We start from the raw sequence: 26,511 nt of genomic DNA on the forward strand, positions 1-26,511 counted from the left end.
CCGGGCCGGAGATGTAGCTGAACGACGTCGAGGTGGCGAGAGGCGAGTTGCCGCTCAGCCGCCGCCGAGTATGTCGAGGATCGAGGTCTGCTTCTTCTTCAGCGGGCCGCCGACATTGCCGGGCGGCACCGGGTGCTTGATCGACGCGGTGGCGCCGTCGTCCTCCGGCATGGCAAGGCCATCGGCATCGACAGTCTGGGCGGGACGGACCGCGCGGACCGGTGCTGGCGCCTGGGCAACCGGCGCCGCTGCCTGCGCATCAGGCGCCTGCCGTCCAACGGACACAGACGGAACCGGCGCCGGCTGGCTGTTGTTTGCCGAGGGTATTTCGTCAGGCACGATGGTGTCGGCCGGTGTCGATTTCCAGGTGCCGGGCAGCGGCCGCACCGGCACGCCCTCATGCGCGGCAACCATGAACTCGTGCCAGGCTTGCGCCGGCAGCGCGCCGCCGGTGACCTTCTTCATCGGGCTGCCATCATCATTGCCGAACCAGACGCCCGTGGTGAGATTGGCGGTGTAGCCGACGAACCAGGCGTCGCGCGAATTCTGGCTGGTGCCGGTCTTGCCAGCGGATGGCCAGGCGAAAGCCGCTTTCCTGGCAGTGCCGATCTCGACCGTGCCCGTCATCATCGAGTTCATCATGCCGACGATCTCAGGCTTGACGACACGCGGCGCATTGCCGCCACCGCTGTCGTAAAGCACCTTGCCGTCGGTGGTCGTCACGCGGCGGATGAAATGGATGTCCGGCTTGTAGCCGCCATTGGCAAACGGCACATAGGCCGATGTCAGCTCCAGCGGCGTCACCTCCGAGGTGCCGAGCGCGATCGAGGTGTTGGACTGCAGGTCGGACTGGATGCCCATGCGGTGCGCCGCCTCGACAACCGCGTTTGGCCCAACCTCCATGGTCAACTGGGCGGCGACCGAATTCAGCGATTTCGCCAGCGCGGTGGCCAGCGTCACCTTGCCGAAATACTTGCCGCCGTAATTGTCGGGCGTCCAGTTGCCGATCTTGATCGGCGCATCGTTGCGCACGCTGTCGGGTGTGCGGCCGGCCTCAAGCGCTGCCATGTAGACGAACGGCTTGAACGCCGAACCCGGCTGGCGGCGTGCCTCCGAGGCGCGATCGAACTGGCTGGTCGAATAGTCGTAGCCGCCGACCATGGCGCGCACCGCGCCGGAATCGTCGATCGACACCAGGGCACCCTGGGTGACGTTGAGCTTCTTGCCACTGTCATCGATCAACTTGCGGATCGACTGTTCGGCGAGCTTCTGCAGCGTCAGGTCGACGGTGCTGTCGACGATGATGTCGCCGCGCACGTCGCCGATCAGGTCAGGCAGTTCTTCCATGATGGTGTCGGCGACGTAGTTCTCCGAGCCGGTCCAGTAGGATGGTGCGCGCGTTGCCGGCGCGCTCATCGCCGAAGCCAGCTCCTTGACGCTGATCTTGCCTTCGTCGCGCATGGCGGCAAGCACCAGCTGCGAGCGTTCCTCGGCGGCCTTCGGATCGCGCGCCGGCGACAGCCGCGACGGTGCCTTCAACAGGCCGGCGAGAAGTGCCGCTTCCGACAAGGTGACGTCGCGCGCGCTCTTGCCGAAATAGCGGCGCGAGGCCGCCTCGACACCATAGGCGCCGGAGCCGAAATAGACCCTGTTGAGGTACATTTCGAGGATCTGGTCCTTGGTGTGCTTGTGCTCCAGCCACAAAGCCAGCAGCACTTCCTGCACCTTGCGTTCCAGCGTGCGGTCGGGCGTCAGGAACAGGTTCTTGGCCAATTGCTGGGTCAGCGTCGAGCCGCCCTGCGAGAAATGCCCGCCAAGCAAATTGGTCACCATCGCACGCGACAGGCCGATCGGATCGATGCCGAAATGCGAGTAGAAGCGGCGGTCCTCGATGGCGATGACGGCTTCGGGGATATAGGGCGACATTTCGTGCAGGCCGACGGCCTCGCCGCCGCTCATGCCGCGATTGGCGAGCAGCTGGTCATCGGCAGAGACGATCTTGATGTTGGGGGCGCGGTCGGGGATCGACCAGGTCGTCGCCGCCGGCATCTTGGCGCCGTAGTAGACGACGATGCCAGCCACCGCGATGCCGCCCCAGATGGCGAGCACGAAGCACCAGTAGAACAGCCGGCCGAACACCCCGAACAGGCCGCGCCGGCTTCTGCCACGCCCACCGCGCGACGATTTCGCCTTCGATGATTTGCGTTTTGCGGAGGCTTTGCGGTTGCTCGGCACGACGCGATCCTCTTCGTTCGCCGAAAGACCCGCCGAGGATCTCGCCTGCGGCGGTCCCTCGAAACTGGGTTCGATGCGGCTGTCTCTGCGGTTCGCCATGCGCTGTGCTGTCTGTCCCCGATGCCTATGGCGTTCGAGTTGAAGAGTAGATGCGGCGATTTAAGGGCGGGTTAAGTCGGGAAAAATCGAAGCAATGTGGATTCAATTGCTCGCGGATCGGCCGGAACGGCCTGTCAGCGCCGCCCGTTTGCGCAACGAGGCGACGGCGGTCAGCGCCGGTCCGATGCTATCAATTCTGCTGGATCGAGATGCCCTTGTCGTCGATCTTGAGCTCGACGCCCTTCGGCTTGGTCTGCTCGCGATAGACATAGATACCGAGTGCGATGACCACGACGACGAGCGCGCCAATAACGAGATAGAGCGTATTCTGTTTCATGGCGCGCTCTTTCGGTTATCGAGCTAGGCTCGCTTCAGGACCTTGACCAGCACCAGCAGGATGATGGCGCCGATCGTGGCATGGATGATCGAGGCGAGAACGCCGCCGCCTATGGAGAAGCCGATCCGCGGGAACAGCCAGCCGGCGATGAACGCGCCGACGATGCCGACGATGATGTTGCCGATCAGGCCGAACCCAAAACCCGAGACGATGAGGCCGGCGAGCCAGCCGGCGATGGCACCAATGATGATGAAGACGATCAGGCTTTCGACACCCATAGCGATTTCCTCCGAGCAAGAGGGCGACGGCGGAACGGAAAGCTCCGAATCGGCCTCGATATCAACGACTTCAGGCTATTCGAAAGCCGCCAGCCTCGCCAGCGGCGCGCTCACTGATCGTCATCGCCGCTTGCGGCAGGCCGCCAGCTGGTCGGTTCGACCTTCTTTTGCGTGTGGCTGTCGGTGTAGACCCACCAGCCGTCGTCGCGATATTGCGCGATGGATTCGTTGATGACGCCGTCGCTGTCCTTCCAGGTGACGGAGACCTTTGAGCCGTCCCTCGGCGCAGTCGATATCGGCTTTCTGTCCGCCACGTCATCCCCCCTTGAACCGACAAACCGAGCCGACAGAACGCGTCGGCCTGCTTCTGGTTCCAACTGGCCGCCGGAGCCGATCCTCCCAGGGCCTCAGCTGTGGGCGAAGATATCCTCTTCGCCCCAGCCCATCAGATCGAGTTTGGCACGCGTCGGCAGGAAGCGGAAGCAGGCATCGGCCTCCTTGGTCCGCCCCTCTCGCGCCAGCCGTCCGGCCAAGACATCGCGCAAACGATGCAGATAGAGCACATCGGAAGCGGCATATTCGAGCTGTTCGGGCGACAGCGTTTCGGCCGCCCAGTCCGACGATTGCTGCGCCTTGGACAGGCCGACGCCGAGAAGCTCGAAGCAGATGTCCTTCAGCCCGTGCCGGTCGGTGTAGGTGCGGGTCAGCCGCGAGGCGATCTTGGTGCAGAACACCGGCTCGGGCATCACCCCGAACGCATTGTAGAGCACGGCAAGATCGAAGCGCCCGTAGTGGAACAGCTTGGTCACGCCGCGATTTCTCAGCAGGCTGACGAGGTTCGGCGCCTTCTTCTGGCCGGGCGCGATCTGGATCACGTCGGCGGTGCCGTCGCCCGGCGAAATCTGCACCACGCACAGCCGGTCGCGATGCGGGTTCAGCCCCAGCGTCTCGGTGTCGATGGCCACCGCCTCGACATCGTAGTGTGAAAGGTCGGGCAGGTCATTCTTGTGGAAACGGATGTCGGCCATTGTCTTCTCCGGTCGAACCTTGGGCATCCCTTGACCGGCAAGGGACGCCGCGGCGCTTTATCTCGTGGCCCGTCCTCGCCGCGATCCGCTGAAAAATCAACAGGAAAACTTGGGTCACCCAGCTCAGCGGGTCAACGCGTCGAGAATCCGCGCCCAGGAGCGCTGGCCCTTGTGGAAGGAGCTCAGCTCGTATTTCTCGTTGGGCGAGTGGATGCGGTCGTCGTCGAGGCCGAAGCCGACCAGCAGAGATTCCATGCCGAGATAGGTCTGGAAATCGCCGACCACCGGGATCGAGCCGCCGCTGCCCGTCGTCACCGCCGGCTTCGGCCATTCGTCGGACAGCGCGTTCTTGGCCTTGGCCAGGAACGGAGAGTCGTAGGAAAGCTGGATTGCCGGCGAGCCGCCATGCCGGTGGAATTCGACCGAACAGTCGGCCGGAATGCGCTCCTTGACGAATTTCTGGAACGCGGCGCGGATCTTGGCCGGGTCCTGCTTGTGGACGAGGCGGAAAGAGACCTTCGCCGAGGCTTCCGCCGCGATCACCGTCTTGAAACCCTTGCCGGTATAGCCGCCGATGATGCCGTTGAACTCGGCTGTGGGGCGCGCCCAGGTCAATTCCAGCACCGAGCGGCCCTTCTCACCCGACGGGATCGACAGGCCGACAGGCCCGAGGAACGTCTCGGCCGTTTCGCCAAGCGTCTCCCATGATTTCAGGATCTGCGACGGCGTTTCCTCGACGCCGTCATAGAAACCGGGGATGGTGATATGGCCGTCCTTGTCGTGGATATCGGCCAAAACCTTGGCCAGGATGCGGATCGGGTTGGCGGCGGCACCGCCATAGAGGCCGGAATGCAGGTCGCGATCGGCGGCCTTCACCGTGATCTCCTCACCGACCAGCCCGCGCAATCCAACGCAGATCGACGGCGTATCGCGGTCCCACATGCCGGTATCGCAGACCAGCGCGAAATCGGCCTTGAGTTCGTCGGCATTGGCCTCGAGGAACGGCTTCAGCGACGGTGAGCCGGATTCCTCCTCGCCCTCGAACAGTATGGTGATGCGGCACGGCAAATTGCCATGCACCTGCTTCCAGGCGCGGCAAGCCTCGACGAAGGTCATCAACTGGCCCTTGTCGTCGGCCGAACCACGCCCGGTGATCACCTTGTGGCCAGGTTCGACCTCCTTGACCGCGGGCGCGAACGGATCGCTTTCCCACAATTCGATCGGATCGACCGGCTGCACGTCGTAGTGGCCGTAGAACAGCACATGCGGCGAACCGGCTGGTCCGTCATGATGCGCAACGACCATCGGATGTCCGGGCGTGTCGCGAACGCTGGCGTCGAAGCCGATCAGCTTGAGCTCCGCCACCAGCCATTCCGCCGCCTTGCGGCAGTCGGCGGCATAGGCCGGATCGGTGGAGATCGACTTGATCCTGAGCAGGCCGAACAGCCGCTCGAGGCTCTGGTCGAGATTCTTGTCGAGACGATCGAGAACGGGGGAAACTGCGGACATTTGTAAAGCCTTTCGATTCAGTGCCGGAACCGTAAAGGCAGACCGGTCAAACGAAAAGCCCGGGACGATTGGACCAAGACGCGCAACGCCTGTCGAACGACAAAAAAAGACCGCCGTGGTGGAGGGGGAACCACGGCGGCCTTCTACTCGAAACGATGCGGCAGCCCGGAGAGGGGGGATAGGCTGCCGCAGGTGTCCGGGATAGGCGGGGGACGGGCCTTGCTCCGGACTCGGCGAAAACTGCCGATGACCTTTATTTGTGTCTTTGAACGTGGCGATTCAAGGGCATGAAAATTACACTTTTGTAACATGGGCGTGAGCAGGCCGGCCCGCAGCCATTCTGTCAGGGTGTTGCCGGAACCGATATTTGAGGCTGCCTTTGGCATGGACCGCAGCATCGTGCCGCGCTATCCCTGCCGACATGAAAAAAGGCGATCATCTCTTCCTTATCGACGGCTCCGGCTACATCTTCCGTGCCTATCACGCACTGCCTCCGCTGACCCGCAAATCCGACGGTCTGCCGGTTGGGGCCGTTTCCGGCTTCTGCAACATGCTGTGGAAGCTGATGCTGGATGCCCGCAACACCGATGTAGGCATTGTGCCGACGCATTTCGCCGTCATCTTCGACTATTCGTCAAAAACCTTCCGCAACGATCTCTACCCCGAATACAAGGCCAACCGCTCGGCGCCGCCGGAAGACCTGATCCCGCAATTCGGCCTGATCCGCCAGGCGACCAGGGCGTTCAACCTGCCTTGCGTCGAGATCGAAGGCTATGAGGCCGACGATCTCATCGCCACCTATGCCAGGCTGGCCTGCGAAGCGGGCGGTGACACCACCATCATCTCCTCCGACAAGGACCTGATGCAACTGGTTGGCGCCACGGTCGGCATGTACGACCCGATGAAGGACCGCCAGATCGGCATTCCGGAAGTGATCGAGAAATGGGGAGTGCCGCCGGAGAAGATGGTCGACCTGCAGGCGCTGACCGGTGACTCCGTCGACAATGTACCTGGTGTGCCCGGCATCGGGCCGAAGACGGCGGCGCAGCTGCTCGAGCAGTTCGGCGACCTCGACGGGCTGCTGGCCCGCGCTGGCGAGATCAAGCAGGACAAAAGGCGCGAATCGATCATCGCCAACACCGACAAGGCGCGCATTTCACGCCAGCTGGTGACGCTGAAGAACGATGTGCCGGTGACCGAGGGGCTGGACGACTTCGTCCTGCACGCGCCGGACGGACCGAAGCTGATCGGCTTCCTCAAGACCATGGAATTCACCTCGCTGACCCGCCGCGTGGCGGAGGCGACCGGCACCGAGGCCGGTGACGTCCAGGCCGTTGCCGTGACCGTCGAGCGTGCCGACGCCGCGCATGGCCCGGACGTCGGATCTGGAGCGCCCGCCGTTGCCCGAAGCGCGGCCGGCACCGAACTGGGCCAGGTCGGCGGAGCGGCAACCACACCGGCGACGGAAACGCCAAGGCAAGGCGACACCCCTTCCCTGCTCGCCGCGCTCCGGTTGGAGAGCGCGGTCACTCGCAAGATCGATACGTCAGCCTATTACTGCATCCGCGATGTCGCGACCTTGAAAGCCTGGGTCGCCGAGGCAACCGAGACCGGCCTTGCCGCTTTCGACGTCAGGGCGACGTCGGCCGATCCGATGCAGGCCGAGTTGATCGGCATGTCCATCGCCACGGCGCCCGGCCGCGCCGCCTACATTCCTTTTGCCCACAAGAGCGGCAACGGTGACCTGCTCGGCGGCGGCACGGTCGAAAACCAGATCCAGCTTCGCGAAGCGCTGGCCGTGCTGAAACCACTGCTGGAAGACAAGTCGGTTCTCAAGATCGCGCAGAACCTGAAATACGATCTTGTCGTCATGAGCCGCTATGGCATCGATGTCGCGCCTTTTGACGACACCATGCTGATCTCCTATGTCCTCGATGCCGGCACCCCTCATGGTCACGGCATGGACTCGCTTGCCGAGAAATGGCTTGGCCACACCCCTCTCCCGCTCAAGGATGTTACCGGCTCCGGCAAAAGCTCCGTTGGTTTCGATCAAGTCGACATCGACAGGGCGACCGCCCACGCCGCCGAAGACGCCGATGTGACGCTGCGGCTCTGGCTGGTGCTGAAGCCACGGCTCGCCGCCAAGGGCCTGGTGTCGGTTTATGAGCGGCTGGAGCGGCCGCTGGTGCCTGTCCTGGCGCGCATGGAACAGCGCGGCATCTCGGTCGACCGGCAGATCCTGTCGCGGCTCTCGGGTGAGCTGGCGCAAGGCGCCGCCCGGCTGGAAGAGGAAATCTACCAACTCATCGGCGAGCGCATCAACATCGGCTCGCCCAAGCAGCTCGGCGACATCCTGTTCGGGCGCATGGGCCTGCCTGGCGGTTCGAAAACCAAGACCGGGCAATGGTCGACCTCGGCGCAGCTTCTCGAAGACCTCGCCGCCGAAGGCCATGAACTGCCGCGCAAGATCGTCGACTGGCGCCAGCTGACCAAGCTGAAATCGACCTACACCGATGCGCTGCCGGGCTTCATCCATCCGGACACCAGGCGCGTCCACACCTCCTATGCGCTGGCAGCGACGACGACGGGCCGGCTGTCATCCTCCGATCCGAACCTGCAGAACATTCCGGTGCGCACCGCCGAAGGCCGCAAGATCAGGACCGCTTTCATCGCCGACAAGGGCAACCGGCTGGTCTCGGCCGACTACAGCCAGATCGAACTGCGGGTGCTCGCCCATGTCGCCGACATCCCGCAATTGCGGCAAGCCTTCGCCGATGGCGCCGACATCCACGCCATCACCGCGTCGGAAATGTTCAACGTGCCCGTGGAGGGCATGCCTTCGGAAATCCGCCGCCGCGCCAAGGCGATCAATTTTGGCATCATCTACGGCATTTCCGCCTTCGGCCTCGCCAACCAGCTGTCGATCCCACGCGAGGAAGCGGGCAACTACATCAAGAAGTATTTCGAGCGCTTCCCCGGCATCCGCGACTACATCGAGGAGACCAAGGCCTATGCCCGCGAGCACGGCTTCGTCGAAACGATCTTCGGCCGCCGCATCCACTATCCTGATATCCGCTCGTCGAACCCGTCGCTGCGTGCCTTCAACGAGCGCGCCTCGATCAACGCCCGCCTGCAAGGCACCGCCGCCGACATCATCCGCCGCGCCATGGTGCGCATGGACGAGGCGCTGGAAAAAGCGAAACTCTCCGCCCGCATGCTGCTGCAGGTGCATGACGAGCTGATCTTCGAGACGGTCGAGGCGGAGGTCGAGGCGACGATCCCGGTCGTGCGCCATGTCATGGAAAACGCGGCGATGCCGGCGGTATCGATGTCGGTGCCGCTGCATGTCGACGCCCGCGCCGCCAACAACTGGGACGAAGCGCATTAGCAATTCTTAAGGACTGGACGCGCCGCGATCCTTCACACCCCTCTGTCCTTTCGGACTTTTCCCCGCAAGGGGGGAAGATTCGCCCGGTGCACCACGTAGCGCCGCGAGGTAACGACCGCACCGAAGGGACACACCCTTCAGGAAAGCCAATGGAGAGGCTCTTATCCGCCACGATCGCCACCGTGACCGTGACCAGTGGCGCGGGACCGAGGATATCGTCATTGCTGAGCGCAGCGTGCGTTAGCTAACGCATCAATCCGGCTGCGCGAAGAGCGTCTTCGATCACCTTGCCAATGCCATTTGCGGAACTGCGTGAATCATCCGGACGCGGATCTTCGGCGCGATCAACACGGGCTGGCCTTGACTTTTCCGGAGCAACATATGTCCGCAAAGCCGTGCTTGCAGCGAGAGGGCTTGGGGCAGTCTGGAAGCTCGCTTCAATTCGTGCATCCTGGCTTGTGAGACCCCAGAAGGCCGCCATGCGGCGTGTCGACGATATTCCGACGTCCAGCATGAATGGCGCGGCATTGCCCAAGCCGTCATCACCGACCGTCTTTAGAGGGGTGCCATGAGCCATGCCGGCAATGGTGTATTTCTCGATCAAAACCTTGCCATCGGCGCCGCACCAGATCTGCCGAGTCTGTCCATCAACCGTTTCTTTTCGACCAGGGCTGGCCCCCCACGCCATGAACCCCCTGCCATTGGGCGACGATGGCCTCCGCATTGGACGACACCACGGTATTGTCGGCCGTGCCCTGCCAGATAGAAATCGTCGGCCATGACCCTTTGTGGGGCGAAGCCTCCGCCAGGCGCCGCTGGAGTTCCGCCCTGGACGGACCGCCATGACCACGCATGCGATCGAACGCTTCCGGGATCGTCGCCGCGGTGCCGTAAGCGAGGCCCGCAACGATTGCGCCGCCGGCGAACACCTCCGGGTATGTGGCCAACATCGCTGCCGTCATGGCGCCGCCGGCGGAAAGGCCGGTGATGAAAATGCGCCGTCGGTCGAGGCCATGTTTTGTCACCATGGCTTCGATCATCTGGCGGATGGACAACACTTCGCCTCGATCGCGGCTGACATCTTGGGGTACGAACCAGTTGAAGCAGAGATTGGGATTGTTGGCGCGCTGCTGTTCCGGGAACAGCACCGCAAACCCTTCCTTGGCCGCCAACCGCGACCACCCAGACCCATAATCGTAGCCGGCCGCAGTCTGCGTGCAGCCGTGCAAGACGACGACCAGTGCGGCTCCGCGCGGCAAATTCTCGGGGACGGGGACGTAGAAGCGCGCCCGCAAGGCACCAGGATTGGACCCGAATGCGGCTATGTCGGATAAATTGTCGTGGTGGGGTTGTGGCGAAAGACTTGCCCGTCCCCGCATCGCGGTCAGGCGAGTGATCGTATCTGAGATGTTCCGCAAAACGAGATCCTTGACCGCCGGGGTGGCGAAGTCCGAGCACAATGCACATTCAACAACATCGTTGCTGCACTGCACAATAGCAAACTTACGCTGGGGTAGAATAGGAGCAGTATGAGCCGCTCATTTGCCCTCAATCGACCTTTCCGCTGTCGATAAGAATCCTGGCAAGGTGCCGAAGGCATGTCTGTGACGTTAGATGAGAGCCAGACCAACCAACACGGATCGCGACGGGAACAGGGCGTGGCACGGCACAGTCAGGGGTTCCTTGATGGCAACCTTAAGCCGCCTGCGCCAGACACTTGGCACACGTCCCGCGAAATTCGATCACCGCCTTCTTGGCGGCGAAGCCCGTGGAGCGCACCCATTCGTCCAGCCGATGGTCGACATCGTGGTCGGACATTTCGGTCACTTGCCCGCAGGTGTCGCAGATGGCGAAGGCCGTCATCGAATGGCTGTGGTCGTGCGGCTCGGCGCAAGCGACGAAGGAATTGATGCTTTCGAGCCGATGCACGAAGCCGGACTTCACCAGCGTGTCGAGCGCCCGGTAAACCTGCAGCGGCGCGCGAAAACCACGCTCGCGCAGCTGGTCGAGCAAGGTATAGGCGCTGAGTGGCCCGCTGGCCGCCTCGAGTTTCTCGAGCACGCACAGCTGGTTCTTCGTCAGCACATCCCTTGCCGCCATGATCCTGTTCCGACCTGTCTTGCGTCGCTTGCGCATCATTTCCGCGCGCAAACGATCCCTGTCCCAACCAGATAGCGACGAACAGGCATTTTTGCTACTGTTTCCAACATCTCTGCCCGGAAGACTGTCGACAACCAACTATCGTCGACCGGAGCGGAGCAACAGGCGGGTTGCTCTCCGATGCAACATTCAAAATACTGACAAAATCCTCGGCAAGAGTTGCCGCGCTTGGAAATTCGATCGGGCTTGGGGAAGCAATCATGATCAAATTGACGCGGCGGACGCTGCTGGTCGGCACGTCCGCGCTGACGATGGCCGGCATGGTGTCGTTCAGGACCATGGCCGCATCGCGCACCTATCATGCGCTGCTGATCGCTTGCACCGAATATCCGAACCTGCCGCAGAGGAACTGGCTGATCGGGCCGAAGAACGATGCCGGCCTCGTCCACGAATACCTGTTGAAGAACGTGCCCGATCCGGTGCGGTTCGCACCGGAGAATGTCACGCTGCTGGCCAAGGACGTCCCGGGCGCCAACGGCTTGCCGACCCATGCGGCGATCAAGGCCGCACTGGCCGATCTCGCCGCCAAGGTGCAGCACGACGATTTCGTCTATCTGCATTTGTCCGGCCATGGCGCCCAGCAGCCGGAGATGGTCAAGGGCGACGAGACCGACGGGCTCGACGAGATTTTTCTACCCGTCGACATCGACAAGTGGATCAACCGCGATGCCGGCGTGCCGAATGCGCTGGTCGACAACGAGATTGGTGCCGCGCTCGACGCCATTCGCAACAAGGGCGCCTTCGTCTGGGTCGTGTTCGACTGCTGCCATTCCGGCACCGCGACACGTGCCGTCGAAGTCGACGACGAAATGGAGCGCAAGGTCGAGTTCGCCGACCTGGTCGGCGGCAGCGAGGCCGAGCGGGCCGCCGCGATCAAGGCCTACGACGAGGTGACATCCGCCGCCGGCTCGCGCGGCGTCGACGAGAACGGCACGCGCAAACCCGCCTTCAACCTGACCCCAACCGGCGGCGAACCGATCACCAAGGGCAAACTGGTCGCCTTCTATGCCGCGCAGACGGTCGAGACGACGCCGGAGATGCCGCTGCCCAAGGGCGCGACGGATGCACCACGCTTCGGTCTGTTCACCTTCACCATACTGTCGAAGCTGGCCGAGAACCCCAACGTCACCTATCGCCAGTTGGGCCAGGCCGTGCTGCAGCAATATTCGGCCGACAGCCGCACGCGCCCGACACCACTGTTCGAGGGCGAACTCGACGCACGCGTGTTCGGTACCGACAAGACGGACGCGGTCATGCAGTGGCCTGTTGTCATCAAGGACGGTGACGCGACGATCGGCGCCGGCCTGTTGCATCGCCTCACCCCCGGCAGCAAGCTCGCCATCCTGCCTTCGGCGCTGTCGCCGCTTTCCGACGCGGTCGGCTATCTCGAAGTGCAGTCTGCCAAGAACCTGGAAAGCCGCGTCAAGCCGGTCGAATTCGACAACAAGCCGGCGCTCAAGCTCGCCGACATTCCCGCCAATGCCTATGCGCGGGTGGCCGAGATCGCCGTCGACTACAAGCTTGTCGTGGCGCGGCCGGCCGCGACCAAGGGACTTGAGAAGGAAACCGCTCTCGTCAATTCGGTTCTCGACGAACTGGCCGCTGCCAAGGAGACCGGCTTCAACATCGAACTGGTCGACCCCGGCAAGAGCGCCGAGCTTCGCTTCGCGGTGATGCGCGAGAATGCCATTGCGGGTGCGGCCAAGGACGCGACCGACAAGCCGGCGTTGTGGTTCCTGCCGGCCTCGGGCGACGTGACCTTGAAGGACGGCAGCAAGCCGCCGCTGATCATCATTCACATGGATGACCGGAAAAAGCTTGTCGATGCCACCACCACGAACTTGCGCACCATCTTCCGCGCCACCGGGCTGTCGCGGCTGGCGGCGGCCTCCGACTACAAGCCCGAGGATGTCGACGTCCAGTTCCAGGTCAAACGCCGCGACAAGGATGGCCTCGAACCGTTGCAGGCTTCGGTGGTCCCCCGCGTCTCGCCCGGCGACGAAGTGCACGTGTTGGCCAGGAACGGCTCTGACCTGCTCGTCGACATCAACGTGCTCTATGTCGGCAGCGACTATTCGATCACCCACATCGTCGCCGAACGCCTCGCGCCGCAAGCCACGCTCGAGGAAGGGCTGCTGGCCTTCACCGACACCAGCTTCGGCATGGAAAGGATGATCGCGGTTTTGACCGAGGCGCCGCCGGAGAGCGAGAAGGAGGATTTGGGCTTCCTGGCGCAGGACGGCGTCGCGTCGATGACGCGCGGCATGGGGCCCGCCAGCTTCTCGGACATGCTGACCGATCTCGGCATGGCGCCGGCAACCCGCTCGGTGATGCGGCTTGCCGACAAGAGCGGCCCGAAGGGCGCGGTGATGATCTTCCCGATGGAGACGGTGCCACGCGCCTGAATGAATGCCGGAACAAGAGCCGGCCCTTGCGCGATCGGCGCGATATGAGAACATTCCCGGACGCAGCCATGGCGCAGCCGGCCGGATGAAGCGGATAGGATCGATTGTGAAGAACTCTGTGCTTTCCTGGCGTGGAACGATTGCCGGCCTTGCCGGCAGCCTGATGCTGATCGCAAATGCTTCGGCGGACGAGGCCTGTGGCCTGTGTGTCAAGCAGATCGTCACCAACTCGGAACTGGCGACCTGTTTTCTCGATCAGTACGACCAGATCGCCAAAAGCAGCAGCGGCGCCGTTGTCGTCGATCTCAGCAACTGCGCCTCGCGCGGCGTGGTCGAAGCGTTGCCGTCACCGAACAAGGGGACAGCGGAACCTGATGTGCAGTTCATGATTTCGCGCCTGCAGCTGGAATGCCTGAAAAAGAAGCTGGAGGCGCCCGGCATCGTGCTCGATCCCTCCGCCACCATCGAACTGGACAGCTGCGGATGAAGAAGCCGACGGGCAACACCAGGCAAACAGCAGCTGCCGCGTCCGCAAAGACGCCAGCCGCGAAACCGGCGCTGCCGGAAACCACCGAAGGTTTTCCGTGGCCGAGCAGCCACGAGATCAAGAAGGAATCGAACCCCTTCACCGACCGCGACTGGCGCATGCTGGTCTATGCCTGGTCGGGTATGGCAGTGCGTCTCGCCATCATCTTCACCTTGATGTTCTCGGTCTACCAGTTCCTCGCCAACCAGGAGCAGAAGCGCGTCGAGCAGACCATGTCGCTGGTTGAGCTCTGGGAAACCAAGGACTACCAGCAGGCGCAGCGCGCCCTGAAAGATCGTCTTGCTGCCCTCAACGCCAAATACGACAATCTGCTCAGCGCCAACCCGTCGCCGACCGAGGAACAGGTGTTCCGGCAGCGGATCGGCATCGAGGCGATGACTGCCACAGGTGGCGACATGCCACTTGCCGATTTCAGTGAAAATTTTGACCGCATTGTCTATTTCCTCAACCGCCTGTCCTTCTGCGTCGACGGCGATCTGTGTTCGCGAAAAGTGACGGATGCTTATTTCCGCGACTATGCCGTTTCGTTCTGGAGTTATTTTGCCGGCTATGTCGACAAGCAGCGCAAGGCGGGTTCGCCCACTTTCGCCTCGGCGATCGAGGCCTATGTGCGCAATGGGCCACCTGCTGCCGAAGCCAAATAGCGATGGGAAAGTTCGCCATGAGCGTCCGCCTCATGCGCGCCTGCCGCTGGCTGGCAATGGCCTGTGCGCTTGCTGTCTCATCGGCTGCTCGCGCCGAAGAGGCGCCTGACTTCCACCTCGATCTCGACACTGGCGGCCACAGTGCGCAGGTTACCGACCTCGCCTTCACGCCCGACGGCGAGGACATCGTCTCGGCATCCAACGACAAGACCATCCGCATCTGGGACTGGCAGAGCGGTGTGACGCTGCGCACCATTCGCGGCTATCTCGGCAACGGCAGCGACGGCAAGATCTTCGCGGTCGCGGTCTCGCCGGATGGCAAGACGATCGCCGCCGGCGGCTATTTCGGCGCCAGCCTCGGCGACAAGCCGCCTTATGGCGACATCAGGCTGTTCGACTTCGCCACCGGCAAGATGAAGGCGGTGCTCACCGCCGCCGACTACGCGACCTACGACCTCACCTTCTCTCCCGATGGAAAAACCCTGGCCGCCGGTGGCGCCAATGGCGTCGTCTATCTCTGGCGGCTGGACGACAAGTCCGCGACCGGCTGGGCGCTGGACAAGAAGCTCGATGCCGATACCTGGCACATCGACAAGCTCGCCTTCGCAGCGGCGGGAACCCGGCTGGCGGCGACCACCACCGACAATGGCATCCGGCTCTGGGACGTCGCAAAGGGCGAGGAGATCGTCTTGCCGACCGAGGCCGAGCCGCTGCGGGACATCAGTGTCATGGCGCTGGCCGTGTCGCAGGATGGCAGCCTGTTTGCCACCGGCAGCAAGGATGGGCAGGTGCAGCTCTGGCACGCCGCCGACGGCACGCTGGTGCGCGCCATGCCGAAGCAGGATTTCCTCATCGGCTCGCTGGCCTTTGCCAAGCGAGCGCGGCTGGTCGCCTCCTGCGGCTATCGCTGCGCCGACAGGCATCGCTCCATCGTCTGGAACACCGACACTGGCGAGAAGGTGCTCGACTACACCGGTCATGACGGCACGGTCTATGCCAGCACTGCCAATGTCGATGGCTCGCTGGTGGCGACCGCCGGCGGCACCCGCAACGCTATCCAGGTCTGGGATCCCGCGACCGGCGAGCGCAAGGCGCTCCTGCAGGGAATGGGCGAACCGGTGACCGCCGTCGGCATCGACGTGGCAAACGACGTCATCGCCTGGAGCAGCACCAACCCATGCCCCGAGCGAGTGGCCTGTCCTGAACGGCAAGGCGCGCTCGACAACAGGCTGGTGCTGCCGACCACCGAGCGGTTCTTCGAGGACCCGCTGCCGCTGACGGGGTCGGGCTCATTTGACCGCGCCGCCCTGGCCGACGGCCAGTGGTCGCTGCGCACCGCGCCAGGCGGCAAGGACGCGCTGGAAAACGCCGTGCTGGAGATCGCCAATGACGGCAAGATGGTGCGCGGCATCGAGAACGATGCCACCAACGGCTTTGTCCATTCGGCCTATACGCTGATCGACAATGGCCTTGGGGTGATCACCGGCGGCAATGATGGCACGCTGATCGAATACCGGACCGCGACCGCGAAAGTGTCTGGCGAGTTCACCGGCCATACCGGCGAGGTCAACGCCATGGTTGCTTCCGAGAAAGCCGGTCTTCTGATCACCGGCAGCGCCGACCAGACGCTCCGGCTGTGGAACCTGAAGACGCATGAGTTGATCGTCTCGATGTTCTTTGCCGGCTCGCAATGGATCGCCTGGATGCCGCAGGGCTATTACTACTCCTCCGACGAGGGCGACAAGCTGATCGGCTGGCAGGTCAACCAGGGCCGCGACCATGAAGGCCGCCTCATCCGCGCCGGCCAGTTGAAGAAATACCTCTGGAGCCCGGAAATGGTACGCCGGGCGATCATCCTGCGCAGCGCCAAGCAGGCGGTCAGGGAGATGCGGCCAGGCGTCGACAATGAGTTGCAGAAGCTGCTGCAGCGCAAGCCGCCGGAATTCGACATCCGCCTCTCCGACGACCAGAGCAAGGTGCGTGACGGTTATGTCGCCGTCGAGATCACCGGCGCCCGTCAAGCCGGGACCGATGTCGCCGGCTTCTCGATCCTGTCGAACAGCCGCAATGTCGGCGATGTCACCACCCGGTCGGTGGACGGCAACAGCACCATTGTCGAGATACCGGTCGAGAATGGCGAAAACACCATCCGCATCACCGGCACCAACGAATTCGGTTATCTGACCGAGCGCAGTGTAACGGCGCTGGCAAGAAAGACCGAGAAGGCCGAGGCCAAGGGCAAGCTCTATGTCGCGGTCATCGGCGTCGACAAATATCCGTTCCTGACCGACGCCTGTTCGGGCCACGCCTGCGACCTGCGCTACCCCGTCGATGATGCCACCGAGTTTCTCAAGGTGATTTCGCAGAAATCGGCGCCGCTGTTCTCATCGATGGAGACGCTGGTTCTGGTCAACCGTGAAGCGCTCGACGAGGCCCCCGACAAGGCCAAGCAGACCTACACGATCGCCAGTGCCGACACCGTCATGGAGCCCGACTCCGATACGATCGACGACCAGCTCGCCGATTTCCTCGACAGACCGGGCGAGCACGACACCACCATCATTTTCGTCGCCGGCCACGGCATCAACATCGACGAGGATTACTATTTCATCCCGACCGACGGCCGCAAACAGGATGCCGAGCGCTGGAAGCGCTCCTCGCTTGTCGACTGGTCGGACATCCAGAAATCGGTCGAGCGGGCCAAGGGCATGCGCTTCATGCTGCTCGACACCTGCCATGCCGCCAACGCCTTCAACCCGCGCCTGGAGAAGGACGCGCAGGACGCGCGCATCGTCGTGTTTTCGGCCACCGCCGCCAACAACACCGCCGCCGAACTGCCGGAGCTCGGCCACGGCGTCTTCACCTATTCGATCCTCGAAGGCCTGCGCGGAAAGGCGAGGACGTCCGACGGCGGCGTCACGCTGTTCGGCCTTGCCGACTACATTTCGCGCGAAGTGGTGCGGCTGACATCGTCGAAGCAAAAGCCGTTCTATTATGTCGGCGGCGTGGAGAACATCGTCCTGGCCGAGCCATGATGGCCCGCCTGCTGACGATCATCGTCTTTTCCTTGATTGTCAGCGGCGCGACGCGGGCCGCCCCTGTCGTCTGCCCGTCAGGCACCAACCACTTCCCGCCCTTCTATGACGACGCCACGCTGTTCAAGGATGCCATCGCCAGCGTCGCCAATGTCCAGCCATCAAACCAGCGGCTGACCGGCATCACCGTTCCACATCACCTTCTGGCTGCCGAGCTGGTGGCGTTGGGTTTCCGGTCGGCGTCCGGCTTCCGCTACAAGCGCATCGTCATCCTGTCGCCGGACCATTTCCACAAGACGCACAAACTGTACGCCACCACGCTGCGTGGCTTCGATACCGTGCTTGGCCCGGTCGCCGCCGACGTACAAGCGGTACGCCAGCTCGAAACGAATAGCGACATGGTCGAGGAGTCCTGCCTGTTCGACAAGGAGCATGGCGTGCGCGGCATGCTGCCTTTCCTGCACCATTATTTTCCCGAGGCAAAGATCGTCCCCGTGGCGATGTCGGTCAAGGCGCGGCGCGGCGACTGGGACAGGTTGGCCGAGGCTCTGAAGCCTATCGTCGACCAGGACACGCTGATTGTCGAATCCACCGACTTCTCGCACTATCTGCCCCAGCACGACGCGCGGCGCTTCGACCAGCAGTCCCTAACCATGCTGGCGGCCGCGACGCTCGACGGTATTGCATCCCTTCGCCAACCCGATCATGCCGATTCCGTCGGTGCGCTCTACATCCAGACCAGGCTGCAGCGCGAACTGTTCGGTGCCCAGCCGCTGGTCGTCGCCAATGAGAACTCGCAGGAACACACCTCGGACTATGTCGAGCGGACCACCAGCTATGTGGTGGCGCTGTTCGGCGCCTTCGGTCCCGGCTTCAACAACCCGGCACGGCCAAAGGACAGGATATACTATCTGGCCGGCGACGTGAATTTCGGCCGTGCCATGAAAAAGATTCTGCTTCGCGAAGGCGTCGCCGACCGGATCGTCGAAAGCATCCTTTCATTGACCGGTTCACGGCCGCTGATCGTCAACCTCGAAGGCGTCATCCTGCCCAACGTGCCGGAAGCGATCGACGACATGACGCTGGCGATGCCGGAAGGCCTGGCTGTCGACATGCTGAAACGGCTGCATGTCGCCGGTGTCGGGCTCGCCAACAATCACGCCTATGATCTCGGCCCGTCAGGCTATGCCGAGACGCTGCGCGCCCTGGACGAGGCCGGCATCCCGCATTTCGGTCAGGGTGAGACGCTGGCGCTTGCCGATCTCGACCTTGTCGGCCTGACCGACATCGACACCAACGGCTCGAAGAACACCGACCTGCTGACGCCTGCCCTGCTCGACCGGCTGCTGCACGAGAATGCCGAGCGGCCGGTGGTCGCCTTGGTCCACTGGGGCCGCGAATACAGGACCGAAGCGTCGGCGCGCGAGGACATGCTTGCCGACCAGATGCGGCTTCGTGGCGTCTCGGCCATCGTCGGCGGCCATCCGCATGTCTCGAGCGAGGCGATCGTTCCACTTGCTGGCGGCGACGTGGCCGAGGTCTATTCGCTCGGCAATTTCCTCTTCGACCAGAGCGCCGAGCGGTCATCGGGATCGATGCTGGAATTGCGCGTCTTCGCCCAGGGCACGATCTTCACCCGGCTTTTGCCACTGCCCAACTATTTCGAGATGGGCCGCAAATAGGCTCTCCCAAACTAGGGTGTGTTGAGATTCAGGTCGGGCCGAGGCGAAAAAGGTGGGTTCCGAGAACCGGAGCGGAGCGTACTTTTGGGTACGTGAGCACCGGAAGCGCAGGAGGCCGCCGTTTGCAGGCCGGCATCACCTGAATATCAACATACCCCTAGCCGCAGCCGACCATGTCGCGCGGCAGATAGCAGGCCGCCGGCTCGGTCTTGGTCTCGAACAGCGATTGCTTCGGCCGGAAATAGAAGAAGGTCACCGGCTTGCTCTCGCGCACGCTGCCATCGGCGAAGTGCGCGGCGATGCTGAAGCTATGGATCGACGACATCGACGACCACATCTTCAGCCGCGCCGTGTAGGCGCTGATCTTTTTGTTGCCACGCACCGGCATGGCGATGGTGTAGTCATGCTTGCCGATCGGGAACTCGATGTTTTGGTAGCGCATCGCTTCCGGTGTGCCACCGCCGCCATCGCCGCATTCGGCCATCGATTCCGGCGTCTCGAAAACCGCCATGGTGATGGACGTGCGGAACGGCTCGCTCTGCTGGTAGACATGACCTTCATCATCCGCCCAGGAATAATCGAACTTGCCGATCGCATTCAGCGTCATCGCCTGTTGCATATTGCCGAGATAGTCGGCGACCTCGCCGAACTTGATCTTGTTGGTCAGCTGGCTGCGGCAGACATTGAGACTGTCCACGGAAGGACAGGGAAAGCGACCGGTCTCCAGGCTCGCCGTGTCGACGCCGGCTTCCGTGAGCACGCTCTTGATCGACACATCGACGCCGTCGCCGAAACTGCCGACGTCCTTGCTGAACATGCGGCTGGGATCACCGGTCGGGTTGCCTTCGTCATCGACCGTGGTGAACTGGATCGACATCTTCATGTCCTTGGCGTCACCCCAGCCATTGTTGACGATCGAGAAATCCGGCCGGAAGCCGACGCAGCCGAAATGCTCAGAGATCGACAGCATCGGCTTGCGATAGGCGTCGCTGGCGGCGACCTTCATTTCCAGACTGTCGAGCTTGACCCTGGACTGGTCTGACGTCTTCAGGTCGACCTCGGCAAAGGCCGGCGCATCCTCCCAGTCCATGCCTTCATAGACATTGCTGGTGGTAACCTGGCCGGTGCCGTTCCAGCTGTCATTGTACTGGTCTGCCTGCGGATAGATCGCGATGTCTTCGTCGCGCACCAGATGCTGGTACTGCATGTCGGATTGCTGGGTCATGCGTTGGTCGACCGCCACGCCGATCTCGACCTTGTCGGCATCGCCGCCGCCGGTCTGCGCCTTGAGCAGTCCGCCGATCCTGGCATCGGCCAGCACGTCGGGGCGCGAGCCGCCGACCTCCTTGCCCATCGCCCATTGCGACTCGTAGACAGTGCCTCCGGCCAGCCGGGTACGGCCCTTGCCGTTCTTCAACCCGTCGACAAATGAGCCGGCAAATATCTCGCCGGTCTTCGACAGCAATCGGCCTTCACCATTCGGCTCGCCGGCGACGAACTGCCCCTCATAGCGGTTGCCGTCGGCATCGAGATGGGTGCCCTTTCCGTTGAGTTCCCCGGCAAGCCAATGCCCGTCGAAAACCTCGCCCGAGCGCAGCTCGAGCCGGCCTTGTCCGTCGGGCCGGCCATTCCGGATGTCGCCGAAATAGCTGGAATAGATGGTTTTGGGGTCATAGCTCGCCGAGCCGCGCACCCGCCACACCAGCCTGCCCTTGCCGTTGATGGTGCCGTCTTCGGCGATAGTCCGGTCGGGCGACTGAGAAGCCGCCGGTTCCCAGACGAAGTCGAGATTCTTCTCGGGATGGAAGTCCCACACACGGACCATCCTGCGCAGCACCGAGCGCGTGTCTGCCTGGTACAGGATCTGCACCCGTTCCGCCCAGGCACCGCTGGCAGGCGCGGCGGCCGGATCGGCGAAAGCCGGTGAAACCATCAACGCCGCCAGCAGCGATGCGGCCGCAATCCCCAACACTGCCCTTGCCCGCGCCATCCCTTGAACCCCTTCGGATGCCAACCCCTTGGCCGGTCGAGCGTAGTCGGCGAGCCGGCCGCGTGCAAGAGAAGCCGCATTTGAGCCCTGGCACGAAAAAGGCGGCGGGGTTGCCCCCGCCGCCTTTTGTTTCAACCGCGAACTCCGCGGCGATTATTTATACAGGCTGTTGATCCACTGGACGTTGGCGGCGTTCAAGCGCACGGCGGTGTTCGCGTCGGGGCTTTCCGCCACGTTGACGCCGGTGATGATGCGCTGCTTGGAGTTGGTGTCGTAGGCATAGACCGAACTGCCGCTCGACCCCGGGAACGTGTCGCAGTCATACTGGAAATATTCCGGGGCGATGTTTTCGGCATGCACTTCGCAGCTCGCCTTCCACATCGTGCCCATAGGCTTGTCGCCGGGATAGCCGACGAGGTTGGCGGTGAAGTCGCCCAGATCGTCATAGTTGGCATAGCCCAGCCAGCCGAGGTTGGTGCCGACGTCCTGCTTCAGGGTTACGATGCCGAGATCCCACAGAAGGACCGAGCCATAATAGCCCTGGTAGTTGTCGATGAAGCCCTGCAGCACATAGGCGCTTTCAAAGGTGAAGGCGCCGAATGGTGCGTCGTCGGCAGTGCTGCCGTTGAGGCCTGGCACGAACAGATAGTCGGAGAGCCAGTCCTTGTCTTCATGGCTGTAGAGGCAGTGCGCCGCGGTGAGCACCGTGCGCGGGCCGATCAGCGTTGCCGAGCAGCTGCCAAAGCTGCCCGTCTTCGGCGATTTGGCTTCCAGATAGCCGATTGCCGAGAACGGATAGGTCTTGGTGTTCTTGACCTGCTCGCGATCGTCGGGCCCGAAAACCTGACGGCCGGCTTCGCCTTCGCCAAGGTCAGGATCTTCGGTCTTCCGCGGACCCGCGTCCTTTCCATTGGCCGGCGCATTCAGTTCCTTGATGATGAGGTTCCTCAGCGCTTCGCTCGGCTCGATCTTGATCTCCTTGCCATCGGCGGAAAGTCCGACGATGCCATAGGATTTGACAGCCGTTGCCTCGTCAGCAAGCGGCGCGGCGCGGCTGTCTTCGTCAGTCAGCTGCGGCGGCGCGATTGGTTTTGCCCGCCCGGGCTTATAGTCGCCTGAAGTCACGTCCCGCATGCTTTCGCCATTACCGGTGCTGGCGGAGCCAGGATCGGCGGCGAAAACCGGGGCCGTCCACATTGCGGTGGAAAGCAATGCGGACGCAATGATAGCGTTTGTCAGTTTTGTCATGGTGAGACTCTCCCAAAAGTCAGCAAGGACTGGATCAAAATACAGAAATATTGTCGAGATCGTGGTGAAGCCGAAAAATGAGTTTGGTTACCGTTACCCGAACCTGATCATCACCCCAAGCGGTCTGTCTAAGGCCCCCGCCAAAGACACCCGCGCCGATATACTGCCTAAATTAATACAACATTGGAATGACAATTCGCTTCCACGTAGTCCGTGGGGGGCTATAGGGTTTTGAACGGGTTCCGCACGGGAACGCACTCCGCGAAGCAACGCCTGACTTGCCGGGACTGTTTCGTTGATCATGCGCCGGGGGCTGGCTCGTTCGGGAACGTGTCTCAGGAGGATTTCAGGTGCACATCATCCATCGGTTCAGGCCGATCGCCGCCGCGTCGCTGCTCGGCATCGCTGCCGCCCTTGCGGCCGCCAATTCCACCCAGGCGGACGAAGGTGCCGCCCGACCGGAGGCGGTTTCGCCGATCAACCGTGTCGCGGATGCCAGGGCGAAGGCCGCGGCGGAAAATCCCGACGGCGCCGATCGCGTCTATGGCGGCAACCAGGCCGAAAAGGGCGCCTATCCGTTCCAGGTTGCGCTGCTTACCACCGACAGGCTGGACGAGAATCCGGCCTCGCAGGCCAATGCGCAATTCTGCGGCGGCAGCCTGATCGCGCCGCAATGGGTGCTGACGGCGGCGCACTGCCTCAACGACAAGGGCCGGCCGATCTCGCCGGGTGCCGTCACCGTGCTGACGGGCGCCACCGATCTCAGCGAGGGCAAGCGCCACAAGGTGGTGGAGGTCATCGTCAACGAAGGCTACAGCGAGCAGACGCTCGACAACGACCTCGGCCTGCTCCGGCTTGCCGAGCCGGCCGATGCGCCGACCATCAAGCTTACCCATGACGCGACCCCCGACACCGGTAAGACGACCGTCACCGGCTGGGGCAAGATGCAGGATGGCACCTTTCCAACCACGCTGATGGTTGCCGATCTCGACCTGCAGCCGAACCAGGCCTGCAACAGCGGCATCAAGGCCATCTACGCACATGATCTGAAGGCAGCGTTGGGCGATCTGTCCCACCGCATGCGCTATTCGGAAAAGGGCATCGATGCGGCCGCCAATGCGATCGCCGCCGACATGACCGACCCGCTGACCAGCAACATGATCTGCGCCGGCACCACCAGCGGCGTGCGCGATGCCTGCAATGGCGACAGCGGCGGCCCGCTGTTCATGACCGGCGCCGACGGCCCGGTCCAGATCGGCGTCGTCAGCTGGGGCGAAGGCCCGGCGGACGGGAGTGCTGCCTGCGGCCACAAGGACGCCTACGGCATCTACACACGGCTGGCCAACTACACCGGCTGGATCGATGCGAAGATGAAGACCCCGGCTCCGGCACCGGAAAAGCCCAAGGCCGGGCTTGGCACTGCACAGAAGCCGAAGACGCCCTGAAGCACGGCCATTTGGCTTGTCCATGAAAAACGGCGGGAGAGGTTCCCGCCGTTTTTGTTTGCCGGCTTGTCAGGAGCAATTCCAGGAAAAGCGTGTAACGGTTTTCCCGGGAAAAGCGCATAGCGCTTTCCCTTGGGAATTGCGCAAAAACAATTAGCTAGAGCGTGGCTTATTTCCTCGGCGGGCCTTTGCGTTCGGCCGAAGCCGCCCACAGATTGATGTCGGACTCGCGCGCGTAGGTATCGATCTCGGCGAGTTCGGCATCACTGAAGTCGGGCACCTTGAGCGCGCCAACGCAGTCCTCGACCTGCTCCGGCCGGCTGGCGCCGATCAGCGCCGAAGTCACCTTGCCCTTGCGCAGCACCCAGGCCAGCGCCATCTGCGCCAGTGTCTGCCCGCGCTTGCCGGCAATGGCGTCGAGCGCCTTGATGTTGGCGATGGTCTTGTCGTTGATGAAGGCTGTTCTCAGCGACTTGCCTTGCGAGGCCCGGCTGCCGTCGGGAATGCCGCCGAGATATTTGTCGGTCAGCATGCCTTGCGCCAATGGCGAGAACACGATCGAGCCGACGCCGAGCCCTTCGAGCGTGTCGAGCAGGCCGTCTTCCTCCACCCAGCGGTTGAGCATCGAATAGCTCGGCTGGTGAATGACACAAGGCGTGCCGAGCTGCTTCAATATATCGGCGGCCTCGCGCGTGCGCTGAGAATTGTAGGACGAGATGCCGGCATAGAGCGCCTTGCCCGAGCGCACGGCATGGTCGAGCGCGCCCATCGTTTCTTCCAGCGGCGTATCGGGGTCGAAGCGGTGCGAATAGAAGATATCGACATAGTCGAGCCCCATCCGCTTCAGGCTCTGGTCGAGGCTGGCCAGCATGTATTTGCGCCCGCCCCATTCGCCGTAAGGTCCGGCCCACATCTCGTAGCCGGCCTTGGTCGAGATGATCAGCTCGTCGCGGTAGCCGGCGAAATCGGTGCGCAGGATTTCGCCGAAAGCGGTCTCGGCCGAGCCGGGCGGCGGACCGTAATTGTTGGCGAGGTCGAAATGCGTGATGCCGAGGTCGAAGGCCTTGCGCGCGATCGCCTGCTTGGTCTTGTGCGGCGTGTCATTGCCGAAATTGTGCCACAGCCCCAGCGAGATCGCCGGCAGCTTCAGGCCGGAGCGGCCACAGCGGTTGTAGACCATTTTTTCGTAGCGGTTTTCGGCGGGTATGTAGGGCATCGGAAAATCCTCAAATGGAAGCGAGCCGGTCGGCTGCCATCGCGACAACGCGGCGAGTCGGCTCTGCCCCCCACCCTTATCCTCTCCCCGTCGGAACGGGGAGAGGCTTGAGGCACGTGGCCTACTTCTTCTTCGCCAGCAGCTCCTTGGCTTCCTTGACGCCAAGTGCGGCCGGCCGTTCGCAACTGGTCTGCATGGCGACGAACTTGCCGGTTTCGCCGGAGCGCAGCAGGCCGGTCATGACGTCGACGGCATGCAGCGCCAGTTCCATCGAGCAGCGGTGCGGCCGGCCTTCCGCGATCGCCACCGCCATGTCGGCGAGACCGGCGGTGCGGTAGTTGGCCATCATGCCTTGCGAATGCATCTCGTTGGGAACGCCGAACGGGTGCTGCCATTTCGGCAGCTTCTTGACCGGCTTGCTGTCTTCGGTGAAGCGCACGTCGCCACCGAAGAAATTCGGATCCGGCACAAACACCGTACCCGTCTCGCCATAGAGTTCCATCGGCGCGTGACCATGGGCCCAAACGTCCCAGCTGGTGTTGAGCGTGATCACGGCGCCGTTCTCGAACTCCAGCAGGCCATGGATGGTCGTCGGCGTGTTGACCGGGATCTTTTCGCCCGCGCGCGGCTTTGAACTGATGGTGCGTTCCTTGGCCGGCGTCGACGCGAAGGCGGCGACCTGTTTCACCGGTCCGATCAGCTGGATCAGATTGGTGATGTAGTACGGGCCGATGTCGAGCACCGGTCCCGCGCCCGGCTGGAAGAAGAAGTCGGGATTAGGGTGCCAGTGCTCCATGCCGTGGCCCATGACGTGGCACGTGCCGCTGGTGATCTTGCCGAGCTTTCCGGTGTCGATGAGCTCTCGCACCAGCTGATGCGCACCGCCGAGGAAGGTATCGGGCGCCGAGCCGATGCGCAGCCCTTTCGCCTCGGCGCGTTTCTTCAGGTCGAGCCCTTCCTTGACCGACAGCACGAACGGCTTTTCCGAATAGACATGCTTGCCGGCGTCGAGCACCTGCTTCGACACATCAAAATGCACCGCCGGGATGGTCAGGTTGACGATGATGTCGATGTCGTCGGCCTTCAGCAGATCGTCGACGGTTTCGGCGCGCAACTTGAACTCCTTCGCGCGCGCCTTCGCCGCATCCATGTTGATGTCGGCGCAGGCGCGCATCTCGATGCCGCGAAACAGCGGTGACAGCGAAAAATACGCCTTCGAGATGTTACCGCAGCCGATGACGCCGATGCCAAGTTTCTTTGCCATG

18 protein-coding genes and 1 pseudogene are annotated in these 26,511 nt (G+C 63.0%); 7 read left to right on the plus strand and 12 right to left on the minus strand.

What is annotated here, in order from left to right; all coding sequences use genetic code 11:
- Positions 1–54: 54 nt before the first annotated feature.
- From ACFSOZ_RS27210 to ACFSOZ_RS27235, 6 genes are all read right to left on the minus strand, one after another.
- Positions 55–2,334, minus strand: coding sequence for a transglycosylase domain-containing protein (locus tag ACFSOZ_RS27210; RefSeq protein ID WP_379103040.1), 2,280 nt, complete (start codon positions 2,332–2,334; stop codon positions 55–57).
- Between the two features lie 190 nt (positions 2,335–2,524).
- Positions 2,525–2,671, minus strand: coding sequence for a hypothetical protein (locus tag ACFSOZ_RS27215; RefSeq protein ID WP_013529552.1), 147 nt, complete (start codon positions 2,669–2,671; stop codon positions 2,525–2,527).
- Between the two features lie 23 nt (positions 2,672–2,694).
- Entirely contained in the window at positions 2,695–2,949 is a 255-nt protein-coding gene (locus ACFSOZ_RS27220; RefSeq protein ID WP_379103042.1) for a GlsB/YeaQ/YmgE family stress response membrane protein, read from the minus strand.
- Positions 2,950–3,059: 110 nt separating this feature from the next.
- A complete protein-coding gene (locus ACFSOZ_RS27225) occupies positions 3,060–3,263 on the minus strand; it encodes a hypothetical protein (protein ID WP_379103044.1) in 204 nt (67 codons plus the stop codon).
- 93 nt (positions 3,264–3,356) lie between these two features.
- Positions 3,357–3,977, minus strand: coding sequence for a ribonuclease D (locus ACFSOZ_RS27230; RefSeq protein WP_379103046.1), 621 nt, complete (start codon positions 3,975–3,977; stop codon positions 3,357–3,359).
- 123 nt (positions 3,978–4,100) lie between these two features.
- Positions 4,101–5,486, minus strand: a complete 1,386-nt coding sequence (locus ACFSOZ_RS27235; RefSeq protein ID WP_379103047.1) for a M20/M25/M40 family metallo-hydrolase — start codon at positions 5,484–5,486, stop codon at positions 4,101–4,103.
- Between the two features lie 421 nt (positions 5,487–5,907).
- On the opposite strand from ACFSOZ_RS27235, the gene polA reads away from it, so the two are divergent.
- A complete protein-coding gene (gene polA / locus ACFSOZ_RS27240) occupies positions 5,908–8,874 on the plus strand; it encodes a DNA polymerase I (protein ID WP_379103049.1) in 2,967 nt (988 codons plus the stop codon).
- 244 nt (positions 8,875–9,118) lie between these two features.
- Here the strand turns inward: polA and ACFSOZ_RS27245 are convergent.
- Together ACFSOZ_RS27245 and ACFSOZ_RS27250 are read right to left on the minus strand one after the other, a co-directional pair.
- Positions 9,119–10,292, minus strand: a pseudogene (locus tag ACFSOZ_RS27245) (extracellular catalytic domain type 1 short-chain-length polyhydroxyalkanoate depolymerase).
- Positions 10,293–10,569: 277 nt separating this feature from the next.
- Positions 10,570–10,974, minus strand: coding sequence for a transcriptional repressor (locus ACFSOZ_RS27250; RefSeq protein ID WP_378922472.1), 405 nt, complete (start codon positions 10,972–10,974; stop codon positions 10,570–10,572).
- Positions 10,975–11,234: 260 nt separating this feature from the next.
- Between ACFSOZ_RS27250 and ACFSOZ_RS27255 the strand changes: the two genes are divergently transcribed.
- From ACFSOZ_RS27255 to amrB, 5 genes are all read left to right on the plus strand, one after another.
- Complete coding sequence (locus ACFSOZ_RS27255) at positions 11,235–13,439, plus strand: caspase family protein (RefSeq protein ID WP_379103051.1); 2,205 nt, start codon at positions 11,235–11,237, stop codon at positions 13,437–13,439.
- Between the two features lie 106 nt (positions 13,440–13,545).
- Complete coding sequence (locus tag ACFSOZ_RS27260; RefSeq protein ID WP_379103053.1) at positions 13,546–13,926, plus strand: hypothetical protein; 381 nt, start codon at positions 13,546–13,548, stop codon at positions 13,924–13,926.
- Complete coding sequence (locus ACFSOZ_RS27265; RefSeq protein ID WP_379103055.1) at positions 13,923–14,630, plus strand: DUF4760 domain-containing protein; 708 nt, start codon at positions 13,923–13,925, stop codon at positions 14,628–14,630. Before ACFSOZ_RS27260 ends, ACFSOZ_RS27265 begins: the two co-directional genes overlap by 4 nt.
- 17 nt (positions 14,631–14,647) lie before the next feature.
- Positions 14,648–17,665 carry a hypothetical protein gene (locus ACFSOZ_RS27270; RefSeq protein WP_379103057.1) on the plus strand — a complete coding sequence of 1,006 codons (3,018 nt, stop codon included), beginning with the start codon at positions 14,648–14,650 and terminating at the stop codon, positions 17,663–17,665.
- A complete protein-coding gene (amrB, locus tag ACFSOZ_RS27275) occupies positions 17,662–19,347 on the plus strand; it encodes an AmmeMemoRadiSam system protein B (protein ID WP_379103059.1) in 1,686 nt (561 codons plus the stop codon). Before ACFSOZ_RS27270 ends, amrB begins: the two co-directional genes overlap by 4 nt.
- Positions 19,348–19,504: 157 nt before the next feature.
- Here amrB and ACFSOZ_RS27280 read toward each other — a convergent pair whose 3' ends face one another.
- Complete coding sequence (locus tag ACFSOZ_RS27280; protein WP_379103061.1) at positions 19,505–21,319, minus strand: MORN repeat-containing protein; 1,815 nt, start codon at positions 21,317–21,319, stop codon at positions 19,505–19,507.
- Between the two features lie 171 nt (positions 21,320–21,490).
- Positions 21,491–22,585 (minus strand): trypsin-like serine peptidase, encoded by a 1,095-nt coding sequence (locus tag ACFSOZ_RS27285; protein ID WP_379103063.1) that lies wholly within the window; start codon positions 22,583–22,585, stop codon positions 21,491–21,493.
- A 350-nt stretch (positions 22,586–22,935) separates the two neighbouring features.
- Here ACFSOZ_RS27285 and ACFSOZ_RS27290 point away from each other — a divergent pair, with 350 nt between their 5' ends.
- Entirely contained in the window at positions 22,936–24,030 is a 1,095-nt protein-coding gene (locus tag ACFSOZ_RS27290) for a S1 family serine peptidase (RefSeq protein WP_379103064.1), read from the plus strand.
- A gap of 169 nt (positions 24,031–24,199) precedes the next feature.
- Here ACFSOZ_RS27290 and mgrA read toward each other — a convergent pair whose 3' ends face one another.
- Positions 24,200–25,246 (minus strand): L-glyceraldehyde 3-phosphate reductase, encoded by a 1,047-nt coding sequence (gene mgrA / locus ACFSOZ_RS27295; protein ID WP_379103066.1) that lies wholly within the window; start codon positions 25,244–25,246, stop codon positions 24,200–24,202.
- A gap of 121 nt (positions 25,247–25,367) precedes the next feature.
- Positions 25,368–26,510, minus strand: a complete 1,143-nt coding sequence (locus tag ACFSOZ_RS27300; protein ID WP_379103068.1) for a Gfo/Idh/MocA family protein — start codon at positions 26,508–26,510, stop codon at positions 25,368–25,370.
- Position 26,511 lies beyond the last annotated feature (1 nt).

Source organism: Mesorhizobium newzealandense (assembly GCF_042682145.1).
In the GTDB taxonomy this organism is placed as follows: Bacteria; Pseudomonadota; Alphaproteobacteria; order Rhizobiales; family Rhizobiaceae; genus Mesorhizobium; species Mesorhizobium newzealandense.

What these genes read in the sequence shown, in the direction of transcription:
- ACFSOZ_RS27210 (WP_379103040.1), bottom strand. Translation starts at nt 2,334, where the DNA reads ATGGCGAACCGCAGAGACAGCCGCATCGAACCCAGTTTCGAGGGACCG.
- ACFSOZ_RS27215 (WP_013529552.1), bottom strand. Translation starts at nt 2,671, where the DNA reads ATGAAACAGAATACGCTCTATCTCGTTATTGGCGCGCTCGTCGTCGTG.
- ACFSOZ_RS27220 (WP_379103042.1), bottom strand. Translation starts at nt 2,949, where the DNA reads ATGGGTGTCGAAAGCCTGATCGTCTTCATCATCATTGGTGCCATCGCC.
- ACFSOZ_RS27230 (WP_379103046.1), bottom strand. Translation starts at nt 3,977, where the DNA reads ATGGCCGACATCCGTTTCCACAAGAATGACCTGCCCGACCTTTCACAC.
- ACFSOZ_RS27235 (WP_379103047.1), bottom strand. Translation starts at nt 5,486, where the DNA reads ATGTCCGCAGTTTCCCCCGTTCTCGATCGTCTCGACAAGAATCTCGAC.
- polA (WP_379103049.1), top strand. Translation starts at nt 5,908, where the DNA reads ATGAAAAAAGGCGATCATCTCTTCCTTATCGACGGCTCCGGCTACATC.
- ACFSOZ_RS27250 (WP_378922472.1), bottom strand. Translation starts at nt 10,974, where the DNA reads ATGGCGGCAAGGGATGTGCTGACGAAGAACCAGCTGTGCGTGCTCGAG.
- ACFSOZ_RS27255 (WP_379103051.1), top strand. Translation starts at nt 11,235, where the DNA reads ATGATCAAATTGACGCGGCGGACGCTGCTGGTCGGCACGTCCGCGCTG.
- ACFSOZ_RS27265 (WP_379103055.1), top strand. Translation starts at nt 13,923, where the DNA reads ATGAAGAAGCCGACGGGCAACACCAGGCAAACAGCAGCTGCCGCGTCC.
- ACFSOZ_RS27270 (WP_379103057.1), top strand. Translation starts at nt 14,648, where the DNA reads ATGAGCGTCCGCCTCATGCGCGCCTGCCGCTGGCTGGCAATGGCCTGT.
- amrB (WP_379103059.1), top strand. Translation starts at nt 17,662, where the DNA reads ATGATGGCCCGCCTGCTGACGATCATCGTCTTTTCCTTGATTGTCAGC.
- ACFSOZ_RS27285 (WP_379103063.1), bottom strand. Translation starts at nt 22,585, where the DNA reads ATGACAAAACTGACAAACGCTATCATTGCGTCCGCATTGCTTTCCACC.
- mgrA (WP_379103066.1), bottom strand. Translation starts at nt 25,246, where the DNA reads ATGCCCTACATACCCGCCGAAAACCGCTACGAAAAAATGGTCTACAAC.
- ACFSOZ_RS27300 (WP_379103068.1), bottom strand. Translation starts at nt 26,510, where the DNA reads ATGGCAAAGAAACTTGGCATCGGCGTCATCGGCTGCGGTAACATCTCG.